The following is a 16,955-nucleotide window of genomic DNA, read 5'->3' on the forward strand; positions in this document are numbered from 1 at the left end:
AGAACCGTCGCGATCGCCGCCGTCAGCGTCGTCTTGCCGTGGTCAACGTGTCCAATCGTGCCCACGTTCACGTGCGGCTTGGTACGTTCAAACTTGCCTTTTGCCATTTCAATTCTCCAAAAAGAGCATCTATCCGGTCTGTTGGTTTAGCGTTTCCGCAGCATCCTGATTCCCCGGCGACCGACAACCGGAGGGACCCGCTGCGAAGACGATTCGATGATCGAAAACAATAGAGCCAACACCCGAAGGTGCTGGCTCCGTCACATTACTTGGCGCGAGAGGTGATGATCGCGTCGGCGACGTTCTTCGGAGCTTCGCTGTAATGCTTGAACTCCATCGTGTACGTCGCACGACCTTGCGTCGCAGAACGCAGCGTGGTCGAGTAGCCGAACATTTCGGACAGCGGAACTTCGGCCTTGATGGCCTTCCCGCCGCCAACAATGTCGTCCATGCCTTGCACCATGCCACGGCGGCTGGACAGGTCGCCCATCACCGTGCCAGCGTAGTCTTCCGGCGTTTCGACCTCCACGGCCATCATCGGCTCGAGGATGACCGGGCTGGCACGGCGGCAGGCTTCCTTGAAGCCCATCGACGCAGCCATCTTGAACGCATTTTCGTTCGAGTCCACGTCGTGGTAAGAACCGAAGGTCAGCGTCACCTTCACGTCCACCACCGGGTAACCGGCCAGCACGCCATTCGGCAGGCTGTCGATGACACCCTTCTCGACCGCGGGGATGAACTCGCGAGGCACCACGCCGCCCTTGATGGCGTCGACGAACTCGAAGCCCTTGCCCGCCTCTTGCGGTTCCAGCGAGAACACGACGTGCCCGTACTGGCCCTTGCCGCCCGACTGACGAACGAACTTGCCTTCGACGTCAGTGACCGACTTGCGAACCGTTTCGCGGTAAGCCACCTGCGGCTTGCCGACGTTGGCCTCGACGCCGAACTCGCGCTTCATGCGATCAACGATGATTTCCAGATGGAGCTCACCCATGCCGGAAATGATGGTCTGGCCGGACTCTTCGTCGGTGCGCAGGCGGAAGGACGGATCTTCGGCGGCCAGGCGGCCCAGTGCGATACCCATCTTTTCCTGGTCGGCCTTGGTCTTCGGCTCGACAGCCTGCGAGATCACCGGCTCCGGGAAGACCATCCGCTCCAGCGTAATGATGCTGTCGGGGTCGCACAGGGTTTCGCCCGTGGTCACATCCTTCAGACCCACGCAAGCCGCGATGTCGCCCGCCAGAATTTCCTTGATTTCCTCACGCTGGTTGGCGTGCATCTGCAGGATCCGGCCGATGCGCTCCTTCTTGCCACGGACCGGGTTGTAGACGGTCGCACCCGACTGCAGCACGCCCGAATAGACGCGCACGAAGGTCAGTTGGCCGACGTACGGGTCGGTCATCAGCTTGAAGGCCAGCGCCGAGAACTTCTCCTCGTCGGTACGCTGACGCGAGATCGGCTGCTCATCTTCGTCCGTGCCCGAGACCGGCGGAATGTCCAGCGGCGACGGCAGGAAGTCGATGACGGCGTCCAGCATGCGCTGCACGCCCTTGTTCTTGAACGCGGTGCCGCAAAGCATCGGCTGGATCTCGGTCGCGATGGTCCGCTTGCGGATCGCGAGCTTGATCTCTTCCTCGGTCAGGTCGCCCGTCTCGAGGTACTTGTTCATCAGCTCCTCGGTGGCCTCGGCGGCCGCCTCGACCATCTTCTCGCGCCACTCGGTGGCGGTGTCGGCGAGGTCGGCCGGGATGTCTTGGTACTCGAACTTCATGCCCTGGGACGCCTCGTCCCAGATGATGGCCTTCATCTTGATCAGGTCCACCACGCCGGTGAAGTTCTCTTCGGCACCAATAGGAATCACGATGGGCACCGGGTTCGCCTTCAGGCGAGTCTTCATCTGGTCAACGACCTTGAAGAAGTTGGCACCGGTACGGTCCATCTTGTTCACGAAGGCCAGACGCGGCACCTTGTACTTGTTGGCCTGGCGCCAGACGGTTTCCGACTGGGGCTGCACGCCACCCACGGCGCAATACACCATGCAGGCGCCGTCCAGGACACGCATCGAACGCTCGACTTCGATGGTGAAGTCCACGTGTCCGGGCGTGTCGATGATGTTGAAACGGTGTTCAGGGTAGGACATGTCCATGCCCTTCCAGAAGCAGGTCGTCGCGGCCGACGTGATCGTGATGCCGCGCTCTTGTTCCTGCTCCATCCAGTCCATCGTGGCGGCGCCGTCGTGCACTTCCCCGATCTTGTGGTTCACACCGGTGTAATACAGGATGCGCTCCGTCGTGGTGGTCTTGCCGGCATCGATGTGCGCCGAGATACCGATGTTGCGGTAGCGCTCGATGGGGGTCTTGCGGGACATGGTGTCACTCCAAATGCATGGAGCCGCCATCGGGTCGGTGAAAACCCGAGGCGGCCTGAGAGGTCTTGTTTAGAAACGGAAGTGCGAGAACGCCTTGTTGGCGTCTGCCATGCGGTGGACTTCATCGCGCTTCTTCATCGCGCCACCACGGCCTTCAGAGGCCTCCAGCAGTTCGTTGGCCAGACGTTGGGCCATCGACTTCTCGCCGCGCTTGCGCGCGGATTCCTTCAGCCAGCGCATGGCAAGGGCCAGACGGCGGACAGGGCGAACTTCCACGGGAACTTGGTAGTTCGCACCGCCAACACGACGGGACTTCACTTCAACCATGGGCTTCACGTTGTTGATCGCGACCATGAACACTTCCAGCGGGTCCTTGCCGGACTTTTGCTCGACTTGCTCCAGAGCGCCATAAATGATGCGCTCCGCGACGGCCTTCTTGCCCGATTCCATGATGACGTTCATGAACTTGGACAGATCAACGCTACCGAACTTCGGGTCCGGCAGGATCTCGCGCTTAGGTACTTCGCGACGACGTGGCATGCTTCTTCCTTCAATGCTTCAGTTGGTCAAGGCTCTCGCCTTGCCGAGGACCTCCACCGACATCAGGGGGGATCCACTTACTCGGTTCTTGGCGCACACGCACCTGAACCGCAACAATTCGGCGACCTCTCGGCCCCCAAAACCTCTGGCGATTACTTCTTCGGACGCTTGGCGCCGTACTTGGAGCGCGATTGCTTGCGATCCTTGACGCCCTGCAGGTCCAGCGAACCGCGGACGATGTGGTAGCGCACACCGGGCAAGTCCTTCACACGACCGCCGCGCACGAGCACGACGCTGTGCTCCTGCAGGTTGTGGCCTTCACCGCCGATGTACGAGATCACCTCGAAACCGTTGGTCAGGCGCACCTTGGCCACCTTACGCAGCGCCGAGTTCGGCTTCTTCGGGGTGGTGGTGTACACGCGGGTGCAGACGCCACGGCGCTGCGGGCACGACTGCATAGCCGGCGACTTGGATTTCGTCACCTCGGTCTCACGACCGTGGCGCACGAGCTGATTGATGGTTGGCATAAGTAACTTGTTCCCGTTTGAAGTCACAACCCCAACACGCCCTGCCCCGTGGCACCGCCGAAATGGAGCGGCTTCACAAACGACAAAAGCGCAGCACCTTGCGGCACCACGCTCGAATCAACCCAGACCCTGGATGGAATCGAGGGTCAGGATGCATCAAGACATGCTGGAGAGCCGGCGATTGTAGGCGAGTTCATTGAATCCGCACAAGGCGCTATGCTCGCGGACCCTATGAGCGACACTGCCTCCACCGCCACTCCGCTGTATTTCGACAACGCCGCCGGGTCGACCAGGCTGGTCGTGCTGGACACGCAGGTCGTCATGGACTGGCTGGTTTTTGGCGAGGCCACTCTGTTGCCGCTCATTGAGGCCGTGGAAAGCCGGCGCTTACATTGGATCGCGACGAAGGCCATGGAGGCCGAGTTGCTGCACGTCATTGGGCGGGGCGTCGCGGCCAGCTATGCGCCGGACGCAGCGCGGGTGCAGGAAGCGTTCGCACTGCATTGCCGTTTCATCGGCGATCCGGTCTTGGGCATGGCGCGACCGCGCTGCAGCGATCCCGACGATCAAAAGTTCATCGATCTTGCGCTTGCCTGCGCGGCGGTGCAGCCGACCTGGCTGATCTCGCGCGACCGCGCGGTGCTGAAGGTCGCGAGACGGGCGGGAAAGCTCGGTTTACCCATCCTGTCGCCGGCGACATGGATCAAGCTGCACGCCGCCCCTGCCTGATGGGGACACCCGGCGCGCCCCCACCGCGACGGCCGCCCCCTCGACCACCGCACGCCAAAGAAAAAGGCTGCCGCCCTTTCGGGTCGGCAGCCTTTGCGGCTGAACCGCGTTCGGCTTATTCGGCCGAACCTGCGTCCGGCTCCAGCGCGGACAGCTGAACGGCCGCCAGTTCTTCGGCCTCCTGGATGGCGATGGAACGGCGCTCTGCGTCGTCCATCTCTTCCTTGGCACGACGAGCCTGGTGGAAGGCCATGCCCGTACCGGCCGGGATCAGACGGCCGACGATCACGTTTTCCTTCAGACCGCGCAGTTCATCGCGCTTGCCCATGATCGCCGCTTCGGTCAGCACGCGCGTCGTCTCCTGGAACGAGGCCGCGGAGATGAACGAGTCCGTCGACAGCGAGGCCTTCGTGATACCCAGCAGCACATCGGCGTGCGTGGCGGTCATCTTGCCCTCGTTGCGCAGACGGTCGTTCGTGTCCAGCAGCTCCGAACGCTCGACTTGCTCGCCGGTGATGTAGGCCGAATCGCCCGGGTTGGTGATCTGAACACGACGCAGCATCTGGCGAACGATCACCTCGATGTGCTTGTCGTTGATCTTCACGCCCTGCAGACGGTACACGTCCTGCACTTCATCGACGATGTAGCGCGCCAGCTCCTCGATACCCAGCAGACGCAGGATGTCCTGCGGGTCCGCCGGACCGTCGACCACCAGTTCGCCGCGGTTCACCACCTGGCCTTCGTGCACCAGGATGTTCTTTTCCTTGGGCACCAGCAGCTCGTGCTTGCGGCCTTCCGGATCGGTGATCTCGAGGCGAACCTTGCCTTTGGTCTCCTTGCCGAACGAGACCGTGCCGGTCTGCTCCGCCAGGAAGCCAGCATCCTTCGGAGAGCGGGCTTCGAAGAGCTCGGCAACACGCGGCAGACCGCCGGTAATGTCGCGAGTCTTCTGGCCTTCCACCGGGATACGGGCCAGCACCTCGCCGGGAGCCAGTTCCTGACCATCGCGGATCTGGACCAGCGATCCGACCTGGAAGCCGATCGTCACCGAGTGATCGGTGCCGGGGATCTTCACTTCCTGGCCGTTGGCGTCCAGCAGCTTGACCTGCGGGCGCACCACCTTGGCGGCACCACGACGCTTCGGATCGATCACGACCAGCGTGGACAGACCCGTCACTTCGTCGACCTGCTTGGCCACGGTGACGCCTTCCTCGACGTTCTCGAACCTCGCCTGACCGGCGAATTCCGTGATGATCGGGCGCGTCAGCGGATCCCAGTTCGCCAGGATCGTGCCGGCCTTGATCGTCTGATCGATCTTGATGTTCAACAGGGCGCCGTACGGCACCTTGTGGCGCTCGCGCTCGCGGCCGTGCTGGTCGCTGATGACGATCTCGCCGGAACGGGAGATGACCACCAGTTCGCCCTTGCCGTTCGTGACGTAGCGCATCGTGGCGTTGAAGCCGATGATGCCGTCCGACTTGGCTTCGACGCTGGAGGCCACCGCCGCGCGCGATGCCGCGCCACCGATGTGGAACGTACGCATCGTCAGCTGCGTGCCCGGCTCACCGATCGACTGGGCGGCAATGACGCCCACCGCTTCGCCGGTGTTGACCATGCCGCCACGACCCAGGTCGCGGCCATAGCACTTCGCGCACAGACCGAAGCGGGTGCTGCAGGTCAGCGGCGTGCGGACCTTGACTTCGTCGACGCCGGCCGCTTCCAGCACGTCCAGCGTGTCCTCGTCCAGCATGTTGCCGGCCTGCAGCAGCACGGCTTGCGTTTCCGGATGCATGACATCGATCGCGGCAACGCGGCCCAGGATCCGGTCGCGCAACGACTCGATCACCTCACCGCCTTCCACCAGGGCGCGCATGTAGATGCCGTTGTCGGTGCCGCAATCGGTCTCGGTCACGACCAGATCCTGCGTCACGTCGACCAGACGACGCGTCAGGTAGCCGGAGTTCGCGGTCTTCAGCGCCGTGTCCGCCAGGCCCTTACGAGCACCGTGGGTGGAGATGAAGTACTGCAGAACGTTCAGGCCTTCGCGGAAGTTCGCCGTGATCGGCGTCTCGATGATCGAGCCGTCCGGCTTCGCCATCAGGCCCCGCATGCCGGCCAGCTGACGGATCTGCGCCGCGGAACCCCGCGCGCCGGAGTCGGCCATCATGTAGATGGAGTTGAACGACTCCTGCTCCACTTCCTTGCCGTTGCGGTCCAGGATCTTCTCCTTGGACAGCTGCGACATCATGACCTTGCCGACTTCGTCACCGGTCTTGCCCCAGATGTCGACGACCTTGTTGTAGCGCTCGCCGGCGGTCACGAGACCCGAGACGTACTGCTGCTCGATCTCCTTGACTTCCTTCTCGGCACGGTCGATCAGCTCGGCCTTCTGCTTGGGCACCAGCATGTCGTCAATGGCGATCGAGATGCCTGCGCGCGTGGCCAGCTTGAAACCGGATTGCAGCAGCTTGTCCGCCAGCACCACGGTTTCCTTCAGGCCGCACTTGCGGAAGGACGTGTTGATCAGACGCGAGATTTCCTTCTTCTTCAGCGCCTTGTTGATGTTGCTGAACGGCAGACCCTTCGGCAGGATCTCCGACAGCAGCGCGCGGCCGACCGTCGTGTCCACCAGCTTGGTCTCGGGCACCCACTGGTCGGTGTCCTTGTCCTTGCTGTACTCGGTCAGGCGCACGCCGATCTTGGCGGTGATCTCGACCGCGCCGTTCTCCAGCGCGCGGATCATCTCGGGGATGTCCGAGAAGACCATGCCCTCGCCCTTGCCGTTGGTGCGCTCGCGGGTCGCATAGTACAGACCCAGCACCACGTCTTGCGACGGAACGATCGACGGTTCGCCGGAGGCCGGGAACAGCACGTTGTTGGAGGCCAGCATCAACACGCGGGCTTCCATCTGCGCTTCGATCGACAGCGGCACGTGGACGGCCATCTGGTCACCGTCGAAGTCGGCGTTGAACGCCGCGCAGACGAGCGGATGCAGCTGGATCGCCTTGCCTTCGATCAACACCGGCTCGAAGGCCTGAATACCCAGACGGTGCAGCGTCGGCGCACGGTTCAGCAGAACCGGATGCTCCTTGATAACCTCTTCCAGGATGTCCCAGACGACCGGGGTGCCGCTCTCGACTTCCTTCTTCGCCGCCTTGATCGTGGTGGCGATACCCATCGCCTCCAGACGCGAGAAGATGAACGGCTTGAACAGCTCCAGCGCCATCAGCTTCGGCAGGCCGCACTGGTGCAGCTTGAGCGTCGGGCCCACGGTGATGACGGAACGGCCGGAGTAGTCGACGCGCTTGCCCAGCAAGTTTTGACGGAAGCGACCGCTCTTGCCCTTGATCATGTCAGCCAGGGACTTCAGCGCGCGCTTGTTCGCGCCGGTCATGGCCTTGCCGCGGCGGCCGTTGTCCAGCAGCGAGTCGACGGCTTCCTGCAGCATGCGCTTTTCGTTGCGCACGATGATCTCGGGGGCCTTCAGCTCCAGCAGGCGGGCCAGACGGTTGTTGCGGTTGATGACGCGACGGTACAGATCGTTCAGATCCGAGGTGGCGAAACGACCGCCGTCCAGCGGCACCAACGGACGCAGGTCCGGCGGCAGCACCGGCAGCACTTCCATGACCATCCAGTTCGGCTTGATGCCCGAACGCTTGAAGGCCTCCATCACCTTGAGGCGCTTGGAGTTCTTCTTGACCTTCAGCTCGGAGCCGGTCATGTCGTTGCGCAGACGGTCGATCTCGATGTCGAGATCCATCTCCGCCAGCAGCTTCTGGATGCCTTCGGCGCCCATCAGCGCGATGAACTCGTCACCGAACTCGATGCGCTTCGCGTCGTAGTCGTCCTCGGACATGATGCTGAACTTCTTCAGCGGGGTCATGCCCGGATCGACGACGACGTACGCCTCGAAGTACAGCACGCGCTCGATGTCGCGCAGCGTCATGTCGAGCACCAGGCCCAGACGCGACGGCAGCGACTTCAGGAACCAGATGTGGGCGCAAGGCGCGGCCAGCTCGATGTGGCCCATGCGCTCGCGGCGCACCTTGGTCTGGGTGACTTCAACGCCGCACTTCTCGCAGATCACGCCGCGGTGCTTCAGGCGCTTGTACTTGCCGCACAGGCACTCGTAGTCCTTGATCGGTCCGAAGATTTTGGCGCAGAACAGGCCATCACGTTCCGGCTTGAACGTCCGGTAGTTGATGGTCTCAGGCTTCTTCACCTCGCCGAACGACCACGAGCGGATCTTCTCGGGCGAGGCCAGCCCGATCTTGATCGCGTCGAAGTGTTCGTCCGGCGTGAACTGCTTGAACAGGTCCAGTAAACCCTTCATGTGTCTCTCCTGTTCCTAATGCTTAATTGCGCTCGAGCTCGATGTCGATGCCCAGTGAACGGATTTCCTTCACCAGCACATTGAACGACTCGGGCATGCCGGCTTCGATGGAATGCTCGCCCTTGACGATGGACTCGTACACCTTCGTGCGGCCGTTCACGTCGTCGGACTTCACCGTCAGCATTTCCTGCAGGATGTACGAAGCGCCATAGGCTTCCAGCGCCCACACTTCCATCTCACCGAAACGCTGTCCGCCGAACTGCGCCTTGCCGCCCAGCGGCTGCTGCGTGACGAGCGAGTACGGACCGGTCGAGCGGGCGTGCATCTTGTCGTCCACCAAGTGGTGCAACTTCAGCACGTGCATATAGCCGATGGTCGTCGGACGCTCGAACTGCTCGCCGGTGCGGCCGTCATACAGGTAGGCCTGCGTGCGGGTCGGCGTGAGGCCCTTCTTGACGGCGATCTCTTCCGGATAGGCCAGGTGCAGCATCGCGCGGATCTCGCTTTCCTTCGCGCCGTCGAAGACGGGAGTGGCGAAGGTCGCGCCGTGCTGCAGATTCTTGGCCATGCCCAGGATCTCATCGTCGCTCAGCTCGGCGAGTTCCTCGGACTTGCCGCCGTTCTGGTTGAACAGCTGGTCCATGAAATCGCGCAGCTCGGCCACGCGAGCCTCGCGCTGGAGCATGTCGCCGATGCGCTGGCCGATGCCCTTGCCGGCCCAGCCCAGATGCACTTCCAGCACCTGACCCACGTTCATCCGCGACGGAACACCCAGCGGGTTCAGCACGATGTCCGCGGGCGTGCCGTCGGCCATGTAGGGCATGTCTTCGATCGGGGTGATCTTGGACACGACGCCCTTGTTGCCGTGGCGGCCGGCCATCTTGTCGCCAGGCTGCAGGCGACGCTTGACGGCCAGGTACACCTTGACCATCTTCAGCACGCCGGCCGGCAGCTCGTCGCCTTGCGTCAGCTTCTTGCGCTTCTCGTCATAGGCGAGGTCGAAGCTGTGACGGGTCTGCTCCAGCGAGTTCTTGATCGATTCCAGCTGGTTGGCGATGTCGTCCTCAGCGGGGCGAACGTCGAACCAATGGAACTTCTCGACCTCGGCCAGGTAGTCCTTGGCGATGACGGTGCCCTTGGTGATCTTCTTCGGACCACCGTTGGCGACCTTGCCGACCAGCAGCTTTTCGACGCGGTCGAAGGCGTCGGCCTCGACGATGCGCAGCTGGTCGTTCAGGTCCAGGCGGAAGCGCTTCAGCTCGTCGTCGATGATCTGCTGGGCGCGCTTGTCGCGCTGGATGCCTTCACGGGTGAAGACCTGCACGTCGATGACGGTGCCGTTGGTGCCTTGGTCGACACGCAGCGACGTGTCCTTCACGTCGGAAGCCTTCTCGCCGAAGATCGCGCGCAGCAGCTTCTCTTCCGGCGTCAGCGTGGTCTCGCCCTTGGGCGTGACCTTGCCGACCAGCACGTCACCCGGGTTGACTTCGGCGCCGACGTAGACGATGCCGGATTCATCCAGGCGAGCCAGTTGCTGTTCGCTCAGGTTCGGGATGTCGCGGGTGATTTCCTCGCTGCCCAGCTTCGTGTCACGCGCCATGACCACCAGCTCCTCGATGTGGATCGAGGTGTAGCGGTCTTCGGCGACCACGCGTTCGGAGATCAGGATCGAGTCTTCGAAGTTGTAGCCGTTCCACGGCATGAACGCGACCAGCATGTTCTGGCCCAGTGCCAGTTCACCCAGGTCGGTCGACGCACCGTCGGCGATGATGTCTTCCGCGGCGACGCGGTCACCACGCTTGACGATCGGACGCTGGTGGATGTTGGTGTTCTGGTTGCTACGCTGATACTTGATCAGGTTGTAGATGTCGACACCAACTTCACCGGCCACGGTCTCGTCGTCGTTCACGCGAATCACGATGCGGTTCGTGTCCACGTAATCGACCACGCCACCGCGACGAGCGGCCACCACCGTGCCCGAGTCCTTCGCGGCCACGCGCTCGACGCCCGTGCCCACGAAGGCCTTTTCCGGACGGAGGGTCGGAACGGCCTGACGCTGCATGTTGGCGCCCATCAGCGCACGGTTCGCATCGTCGTGCTCCAGGAACGGCACCAGCGAGGCCGCGACCGACACGATCTGCGTCGGCGCCACGTCCATGTACTGGATGCGTTCAGGCGAGGTCAGCACCGATTCGCCGTTCTCACGCGCGGAGACCAGTTCGTCGACCAGTTGGCCTTGATCGTTCAGCGACGCGTTCGCCTGGGCGATCACGTACTTGCCTTCCTCGATCGCGGACAGGTAGTCGATCTGGTTCGTGACCTTCGAGTCCACCACGCGGCGATACGGCGTCTCGAGGAAGCCGTACTCGTTCAGGCGCGCATACAGGGCCAGCGAGTTGATCAGACCGATGTTCGGGCCTTCCGGCGTTTCGATCGGGCAGACGCGGCCGTAGTGGGTCGGGTGCACGTCGCGCACTTCGAAGCCGGCGCGCTCGCGAGTCAGACCGCCCGGGCCCAGTGCCGAGACACGACGCTTGTGCGTGATCTCGGACAGCGGGTTGGTCTGATCCATGAACTGCGACAGCTGCGACGCACCGAAGAACTCCTTGAGCGCCGCGGAGATCGGCTTGGAGTTGATCAGGTCGTGCGGCATCAGCGCCTCGGTCTCGGCCTGGCCCAGACGTTCCTTCACGGCCTTCTCGATGCGGGCGAGACCGGAGCGGTACTGGTTCTCGGCCAGCTCACCGACGCAACGGACGCGACGGTTGCCCAGATGGTCGATGTCATCGACTTCGCCGCGGCCATTGCGCAGCTCGACCAGGATCTTGACGACGTCGAGGATGTCCTCGTTCGACAGCGTCATCGCGCCTTCGGAGATGTCGCGGCCCACGCGGGCGTTGAACTTCATCCGGCCGACGCGCGACAGGTCGTACGTGTCTTCGCTGTAGAACAAGCGGTTGAACAGCGCTTCGACTGCGTCTTCCGTCGGCGGCTCGCCAGGGCGCATCATGCGGTAGATCGCGACACGAGCAGCCAGTTGGTCCGCGGTCTCGTCCGACGCCAGCGTCTGGCTGATGTACGCGCCTTCATCCAGCTCGTTCGTGAACAGCGCCTGGATGTCCTTGATGCCGGCGCCGCGCAGCTTCTTCAGCAGCGAGTCGGTCAGCTCGTCGTTGGCCTTCGCGATGATCTCACCGGTATCCGGATCGACCATGTTCTTGGCCAGCACGCGGCCAAGCAGGAAGTCCTCGGGCACGGTCACGTGCTGCGTGCCGGATTGCTCCAGCTGACGCACGTGGCGGGCGGTGATGCGCTTGTCCTTCTCGACGATGACGTTGCCGCTCTTGTCGGTGATGTCGAAGCGAGCGACTTCACCCTTCAGGCGTTCGGCCACGAACTCCATCTGGGCGCCCGAATCCATCAGGCGGAAATTGTCGAAGACAAAGAAGTGCGCCAGGATCTGCTCGGGATTCAGGCCGATGGCCTTGAGCAGGATCGTGACCGGCATCTTGCGGCGACGGTCGACGCGGAAGTACAGGACGTCCTTCGGGTCGAACTCGAAGTCCAGCCAGGAGCCGCGGTAGGGGATGATGCGCGCCGAGAACAGTAGCTTGCCGGACGAGTGCGTCTTGCCCTTGTCGTGTTCGAAGAACACGCCGGGCGAACGGTGCAGCTGCGAGACGATGACGCGCTCGGTGCCGTTGATGATGAACGAGCCGTAGTCCGTCATGAGCGGCACTTCGCCCATGTAGACCTCTTGCTCCTTGATCTCCTTGACCGTCTTCGGCTGGGGGCTTTCCCGGTCATAGATGATCATCTGCAGCTTCGCGCGGACGGCCGCGGCGAAGGTCAGACCGCGCTGCTGGCATTCGCGAACGTCGAACGGCGGCTTGGCGATGTTGAATTCGAGGAACTTCATCTCCACGAACCCGTTGTGCGACACGATCGGGAAAGTGGAAAGGAAAGCCGCTTGCAGGCCTTCCGGTTTGCGCTTGAGCGGAGCGACTTCCTTCTGAAGGAAGGCGACGTACGACTCCTTCTGCATCGTCAGCAAGTACGGAACGTTGAGCACGCTCACACGCTTGCCGAAGCTCTTGCGGATACGCTTGCGCTCGGTGTAGCTGTAGGGGGTTGCTTGCGCCATAAAGACTCCGTGTCGAGCGCGCCCCTGGCCGTGAGGCGCGCTGCGTCGGCGACTGGCTGTTCGGGCGTTGCACCCGAAGCTTGGTGGTTGGCCACTACCAACCGCTGGCGGACAACCCCGGCAGCCGAGCGAGATCTGACGGGCGTTGCACCCCAACATCTCGCACGACCGGACCGCGGCCCGACCAAACCGTTCTCTGCAGTCGGATCAGAGAACACTTGAAAGAACCGCGCATGATACAGCACGATGCTTTCAGGTGGTCTTTGTCAACCGAAACCTCCAGGGACATACCCTGAAACGAGGAAAGGGGAGGCCCCGCAGGACCACCCCTCTCGTCGGATGGAACCGGATGAACATGTCACCCGGTCCCAGCAAGGTCTTACTTGAGTTCGACCTTGGCGCCGGCTTCTTCCAGCTTCTTCTTGGCAGCTTCGGCGTCGGCCTTGGCGATGCCTTCCTTGACGGGCTTCGGAGCGCCGTCGACCAGGTCCTTGGCTTCCTTCAGGCCCAGGCCGGTGATTTCGCGAACGGCCTTGATGACCGAGACCTTGTTGGCGCCGGCTTCGGTCAGCACGACGTTGAACTCGGTCTTTTCTTCGGCGGCGGCAGCGCCACCGGCGGCAGCGCCACCAGCGGCCGGAGCGGCCATCGAAGCGGCGGACACGCCGAACTTCTCTTCAATCGCCTTGACCAGGTCGTTCAGTTCCAGAACGGTCATGCTGTCCAGGGCAGCCAGGAAAGCGTCTTTATCGAATGCCATGATAGGTTCCTAAATACAGATTGATTGCTTGCGCAGGTGTTGCGTCGATCAGGCCGCAGCCGGGGTTTCGGCTTCGGCGCCGCCACCCTTTTGCTGAGCCAGGGCTGCCAGCACGGCCGCGGTGCGTTGCACCGGCGACATGAGCAGGCCAGCGATCTGCGACAGCAGGACTTCCTTGCTCGGGACAGCCGCCAGCGCCTTCACGCCGTTGACGTCGAGCGCCTTGCCGCCGTAGGCACCACCCTTGATGACGAGCTTGTCGTTGGTCTTGGCAAAGTCGGCGAGGACTTTGGCAGCCGCGACAGCGTCTTCCGAAAAGCCGTAGATCAGCGGACCGACCATGACCTCCGTTGCCGCCTCGAACGAGGTGCCGGCCACAGCACGACGCGCCAGGGTGTTCTTCAGCACGTGAAGATACACGCCTTGGGCACGCGCGGTGACGCGCAGCTTGTTCAGGGCTTCAACGGTGAGGCCACGATACTCGGCCAACGCCAGCGTCTGCGACTTGGCAGCTTGCGCCGCCACGTCCGACACAACGGCTGCCTTCTCGTTGCGATTGAGACTCAAGGTCTACTCCTCACATTACGCCCTCGACGCGATGATGAACATCGCGGCTCGGGCACCGGAATCAGCGACCTTCTGTCAGGAACCCATCGTGACGCATCACGAATCGAATCCTTTCAGCGGGACCGCCATCTGCGCTGGCCGATGGTCTAGCCATCGATTAAGCGCGCTCCCCGTTACTGCGGGAGCTCACGCCAGCGGTCTTGGATGACCTGGATCGATGATTCGATCCAGCCCACCAATTCATCAGCGCGACGCCAGACTCGCGCCGCGCCTCGTTTGCTTGCGCCTTAGGCTGCAGCCGTCGCGTTGATCGACGCGACGTCGACGCGGGCGCCAACGCCCATCGTCGAGGACACGGCGACCTTGCGCAGGTAGATGCCCTTGCTCGACGCCGGCTTGGCCTTGTTCAGGGCCTCGACCAGCGCGCGCAGGTTGCCTTCCAGCTTGTCGGTGTCGAACGAGCGACGACCGATCGTGCCGTGGATGATGCCGGCCTTGTCGACGCGGAACTGGACTTGACCAGCCTTGGCGTTCTTGACTGCGGTAGCGACGTCCGGGGTCACGGTGCCGACCTTCGGGTTCGGCATCAGGCCGCGCGGGCCCAGGATCTGGCCCAGCGTACCGACGATACGCATCGTGTCCGGCGAGGCGATCACGACGTCGAAGGGCATGTCGCCCGCCTTGACGCGCTCGGCCAGGTCTTCCATGCCGACGACGTCGGCGCCGGCAGCCTTGGCTTCCTCAGCCTTGGCGCCTTGGGCGAACACAGCAACGCGCTTGGTCTTGCCGATGCCATTGGGCATCACGACGGCACCACGAACCACTTGGTCCGACTTCTTCGCATCGACGCCCAATTGAATGGACACATCGATGGCTTCATCGAACTTGGCGGTCGCGCAGTCCTTGACCAGATTCAGCGCATCGGAGAGCGCGTACAGCTTGGTCGATTCGACCTTGCCCTGCAGGGCTTTTTGACGCTTGGTCAGCTTGGCCATGTCAGACACCCTCCACGATGATGCCCATCGAACGGGCAGAGCCGGCGATGGTGCGGACAGCGGCATCCATGTCGGCGGCCGTCAGGTCTTTTTGCTTGGTCTTGGCGATCTCTTCCAGCTGGGCGCGGGTCAGCTTGCCGACCTTGTCCAGATGGGGACGCTGCGAACCCTTGTCGATCTTGGCTGCCTTCTTGATCAGCACGGTCGCCGGGGGCGACTTGATCACGAAGGTGAAGCTCTTGTCCGCGAAGGCGGTGATCACGACCGGCAGTTTGAGGCCCGGCTCATAGCTCTGCGTCTGGGCGTTGAACGCCTTGCAGAATTCCATGATGTTCAGACCACGCTGACCCAGCGCGGGACCGACCGGCGGCGACGGATTCGCCTTGCCAGCCGGGATTTGCAGCTTGATGAAGCCGACAATCTTCTTGGCCATGTTTTCTCCTGACAGCGATCCAACGGCCTCGTCGAATCGCTTGAGTGCTAGCGCAAGGGGCTCGAATCGAAATCCTTACCCTTGCTCCTCTTGTCCGCCTCTCGTTGCGAACTGGTCACGGAAAGCTTCGTGGCCTGCGCCACCGAGCGCTTTCAAGCTCGTATTGCTCGCCTGGACGACCCGCCGCGGCCCTGGCCACCGAATCGTCCGAGAACGTCAGACCTTCTCGATCTGAGCGAAGTCCAGCTCCACCGGGGTCGCACGGCCGAAGATGGTGACCGACACGCGCAGCTTCGACTTGTCGTAGTTGACTTCCTCGATGCTGCCGTTGAAGTCGGTGAATGGACCTTCCTTGACGCGGACAATCTCGCCAACGATCCACTCGACCTTGGGGCGCGGCTTGTCCACACCCTCTTGCATCTGGTTGACGATCTTCATCACCTCGGCTTCCGAGATCGGAGCCGGGCGATTCTTGGCGCCACCGACAAAGCCGGTGACCTTGGACGTGTGCTTGACCAAGTGCCAGCTGTCATCGTCCATCGCCATTTCAACCAGCACATAGCCGGGGAAGAAACGACGCTCGGTCACGGCCTTCTTGCCGTTCTTCAACTCGACGACCTCTTCGGTCGGCACCAGGATGCGGCCAAACTTGTCCTGCATGCCAGCACGGTCGATGCGTTCGCGCAGATTGCGTTCGACAGCCTTTTCCATGCCGGAATAGGCGTGCACCACATACCAGCGCTTGGGCAGGCCTGCGGGGGCGGTCGACTCGGTCGCAACGACGTTTTGATCTTCGCTCATCTCGATCCTTCTCTGTTCCCGCCCGCTCAGCGCTTCCAACCCAGAACCAGGTCGTACAGCGCCCACTCCAACGTCTTGTCGGTAAGCCACAGGAAGAGCGCCATCACCACGACGAACGCAAACACATACAACGTCATCTGGCGCGCTTCTTTATGCGTCGGCCAAACGACCTTGCCCACTTCCTTGATCGAGTCCTGACCATAAGCGATCAGCGACTTGCCGGACTCGGACGTGAAGAACGCACCGATCGCCGCGGCCAACAGCACGACCAGGGCACCCCACTGTGCCCACGGACCTTGCTTGCTCAGCGCATAGAACGCCACGATGGCGGCGATCAGCAACAGCACGGCGCCGGCCAGCTTGGCCTTGTCGGCGCCCGTCGTCACGGTTTCGACTTGAGGATTGGACATTGAACTCGCTTCCAGGCTGCAACTCATCGCCGCAGCATTTGTTCGCCGGAACCTCCCGGACGAACCCACCAGCAGCAAAGCCCGCCGAGATGAACTCCCGCGGGCTTGGCTTGACCACTAGGACCAACGTTCGATTATCGTCGATCGTTGGCAGGGGCAGAGGGTCTCGAACCCCCAACCTTCGGTTTTGGAGACCGACGCTCTGCCAATTGAGCTATGCCCCTGTGGCCTTCTAACTTGATTACTCGATGATCGTTGCCACGACGCCCGAGCCGACGGTGCGACCGCCTTCACGGATGGCGAAGCGCAGACCTTCTTCCATGGCGATCGGAGCGATCAGCTTCACGG

The 16,955-nt window shown here is 62.6% G+C and carries 14 protein-coding genes and 1 tRNA gene; 1 reads left to right on the forward strand and 14 read right to left on the reverse strand.

Annotated features, from left to right (window positions below):
- The 4 genes from CDN99_RS27680 to rpsL form a co-directional block, all read right to left on the reverse strand.
- Positions 1–107 (reverse strand): GTP-binding protein (locus tag CDN99_RS27680; protein ID WP_038204084.1); only part of this gene is annotated, 107 nt, incomplete at its 3' end.
- Between the two features lie 158 nt (positions 108–265).
- On the reverse strand, positions 266–2,368 hold the full coding sequence (fusA, locus tag CDN99_RS27685; protein WP_088388880.1) for an elongation factor G: 2,103 nt from the start codon (positions 2,366–2,368) through the stop codon (positions 266–268).
- Between the two features lie 69 nt (positions 2,369–2,437).
- Positions 2,438–2,908 carry a 30S ribosomal protein S7 gene (gene rpsG / locus CDN99_RS27690; protein ID WP_088388882.1) on the reverse strand — a complete coding sequence of 157 codons (471 nt, stop codon included), beginning with the start codon at positions 2,906–2,908 and terminating at the stop codon, positions 2,438–2,440.
- A 152-nt stretch (positions 2,909–3,060) separates the two neighbouring features.
- On the reverse strand, positions 3,061–3,435 hold the full coding sequence (gene rpsL / locus CDN99_RS27695) for a 30S ribosomal protein S12 (protein WP_067278874.1): 375 nt from the start codon (positions 3,433–3,435) through the stop codon (positions 3,061–3,063).
- 231 nt (positions 3,436–3,666) lie between these two features.
- On the opposite strand from rpsL, the gene CDN99_RS27700 reads away from it, so the two are divergent.
- Positions 3,667–4,164, forward strand: a complete 498-nt coding sequence (locus CDN99_RS27700) for a PIN domain-containing protein (RefSeq protein ID WP_088388884.1) — start codon at positions 3,667–3,669, stop codon at positions 4,162–4,164.
- Between the two features lie 115 nt (positions 4,165–4,279).
- Here CDN99_RS27700 and rpoC read toward each other — a convergent pair whose 3' ends face one another.
- From rpoC to CDN99_RS27750, 10 genes are all read right to left on the reverse strand, one after another.
- Positions 4,280–8,497 carry a DNA-directed RNA polymerase subunit beta' gene (gene rpoC, locus CDN99_RS27705; RefSeq protein ID WP_088388886.1) on the reverse strand — a complete coding sequence of 1,406 codons (4,218 nt, stop codon included), beginning with the start codon at positions 8,495–8,497 and terminating at the stop codon, positions 4,280–4,282.
- Positions 8,498–8,519: 22 nt separating this feature from the next.
- Positions 8,520–12,641 carry a DNA-directed RNA polymerase subunit beta gene (rpoB, locus tag CDN99_RS27710; RefSeq protein ID WP_088388888.1) on the reverse strand — a complete coding sequence of 1,374 codons (4,122 nt, stop codon included), beginning with the start codon at positions 12,639–12,641 and terminating at the stop codon, positions 8,520–8,522.
- Positions 12,642–13,020: 379 nt separating this feature from the next.
- Positions 13,021–13,401: a 50S ribosomal protein L7/L12 gene (gene rplL, locus CDN99_RS27715; protein ID WP_088388890.1), complete on the reverse strand. Its 381-nt coding sequence runs from the start codon at positions 13,399–13,401 to the stop codon at positions 13,021–13,023.
- A gap of 48 nt (positions 13,402–13,449) precedes the next feature.
- Positions 13,450–13,968: a 50S ribosomal protein L10 gene (gene rplJ, locus CDN99_RS27720; RefSeq protein WP_088388892.1), complete on the reverse strand. Its 519-nt coding sequence runs from the start codon at positions 13,966–13,968 to the stop codon at positions 13,450–13,452.
- Between the two features lie 287 nt (positions 13,969–14,255).
- Positions 14,256–14,963: a 50S ribosomal protein L1 gene (rplA, locus tag CDN99_RS27725; RefSeq protein ID WP_088388894.1), complete on the reverse strand. Its 708-nt coding sequence runs from the start codon at positions 14,961–14,963 to the stop codon at positions 14,256–14,258.
- 1 nt (position 14,964) lies between these two features.
- Positions 14,965–15,396 (reverse strand): 50S ribosomal protein L11, encoded by a 432-nt coding sequence (gene rplK, locus CDN99_RS27730; protein ID WP_088388896.1) that lies wholly within the window; start codon positions 15,394–15,396, stop codon positions 14,965–14,967.
- A gap of 216 nt (positions 15,397–15,612) precedes the next feature.
- Positions 15,613–16,197, reverse strand: coding sequence for a transcription termination/antitermination protein NusG (gene nusG, locus CDN99_RS27735; RefSeq protein ID WP_088388898.1), 585 nt, complete (start codon positions 16,195–16,197; stop codon positions 15,613–15,615).
- Between the two features lie 26 nt (positions 16,198–16,223).
- Positions 16,224–16,607, reverse strand: a complete 384-nt coding sequence (gene secE / locus CDN99_RS27740; RefSeq protein ID WP_088388900.1) for a preprotein translocase subunit SecE — start codon at positions 16,605–16,607, stop codon at positions 16,224–16,226.
- A 148-nt stretch (positions 16,608–16,755) separates the two neighbouring features.
- Positions 16,756–16,831 (reverse strand) — tRNA-Trp (locus CDN99_RS27745).
- A 17-nt stretch (positions 16,832–16,848) separates the two neighbouring features.
- Positions 16,849–16,955: EF-Tu C-terminal domain-related protein (locus CDN99_RS27750; protein ID WP_088385530.1), on the reverse strand; the 107-nt coding region annotated here is incomplete at its 5' end.

Source organism: Roseateles aquatilis, from assembly GCF_002205645.1.
In the GTDB taxonomy this organism is placed as follows: domain Bacteria; phylum Pseudomonadota; class Gammaproteobacteria; order Burkholderiales; family Burkholderiaceae_C; genus Roseateles; species Roseateles aquatilis.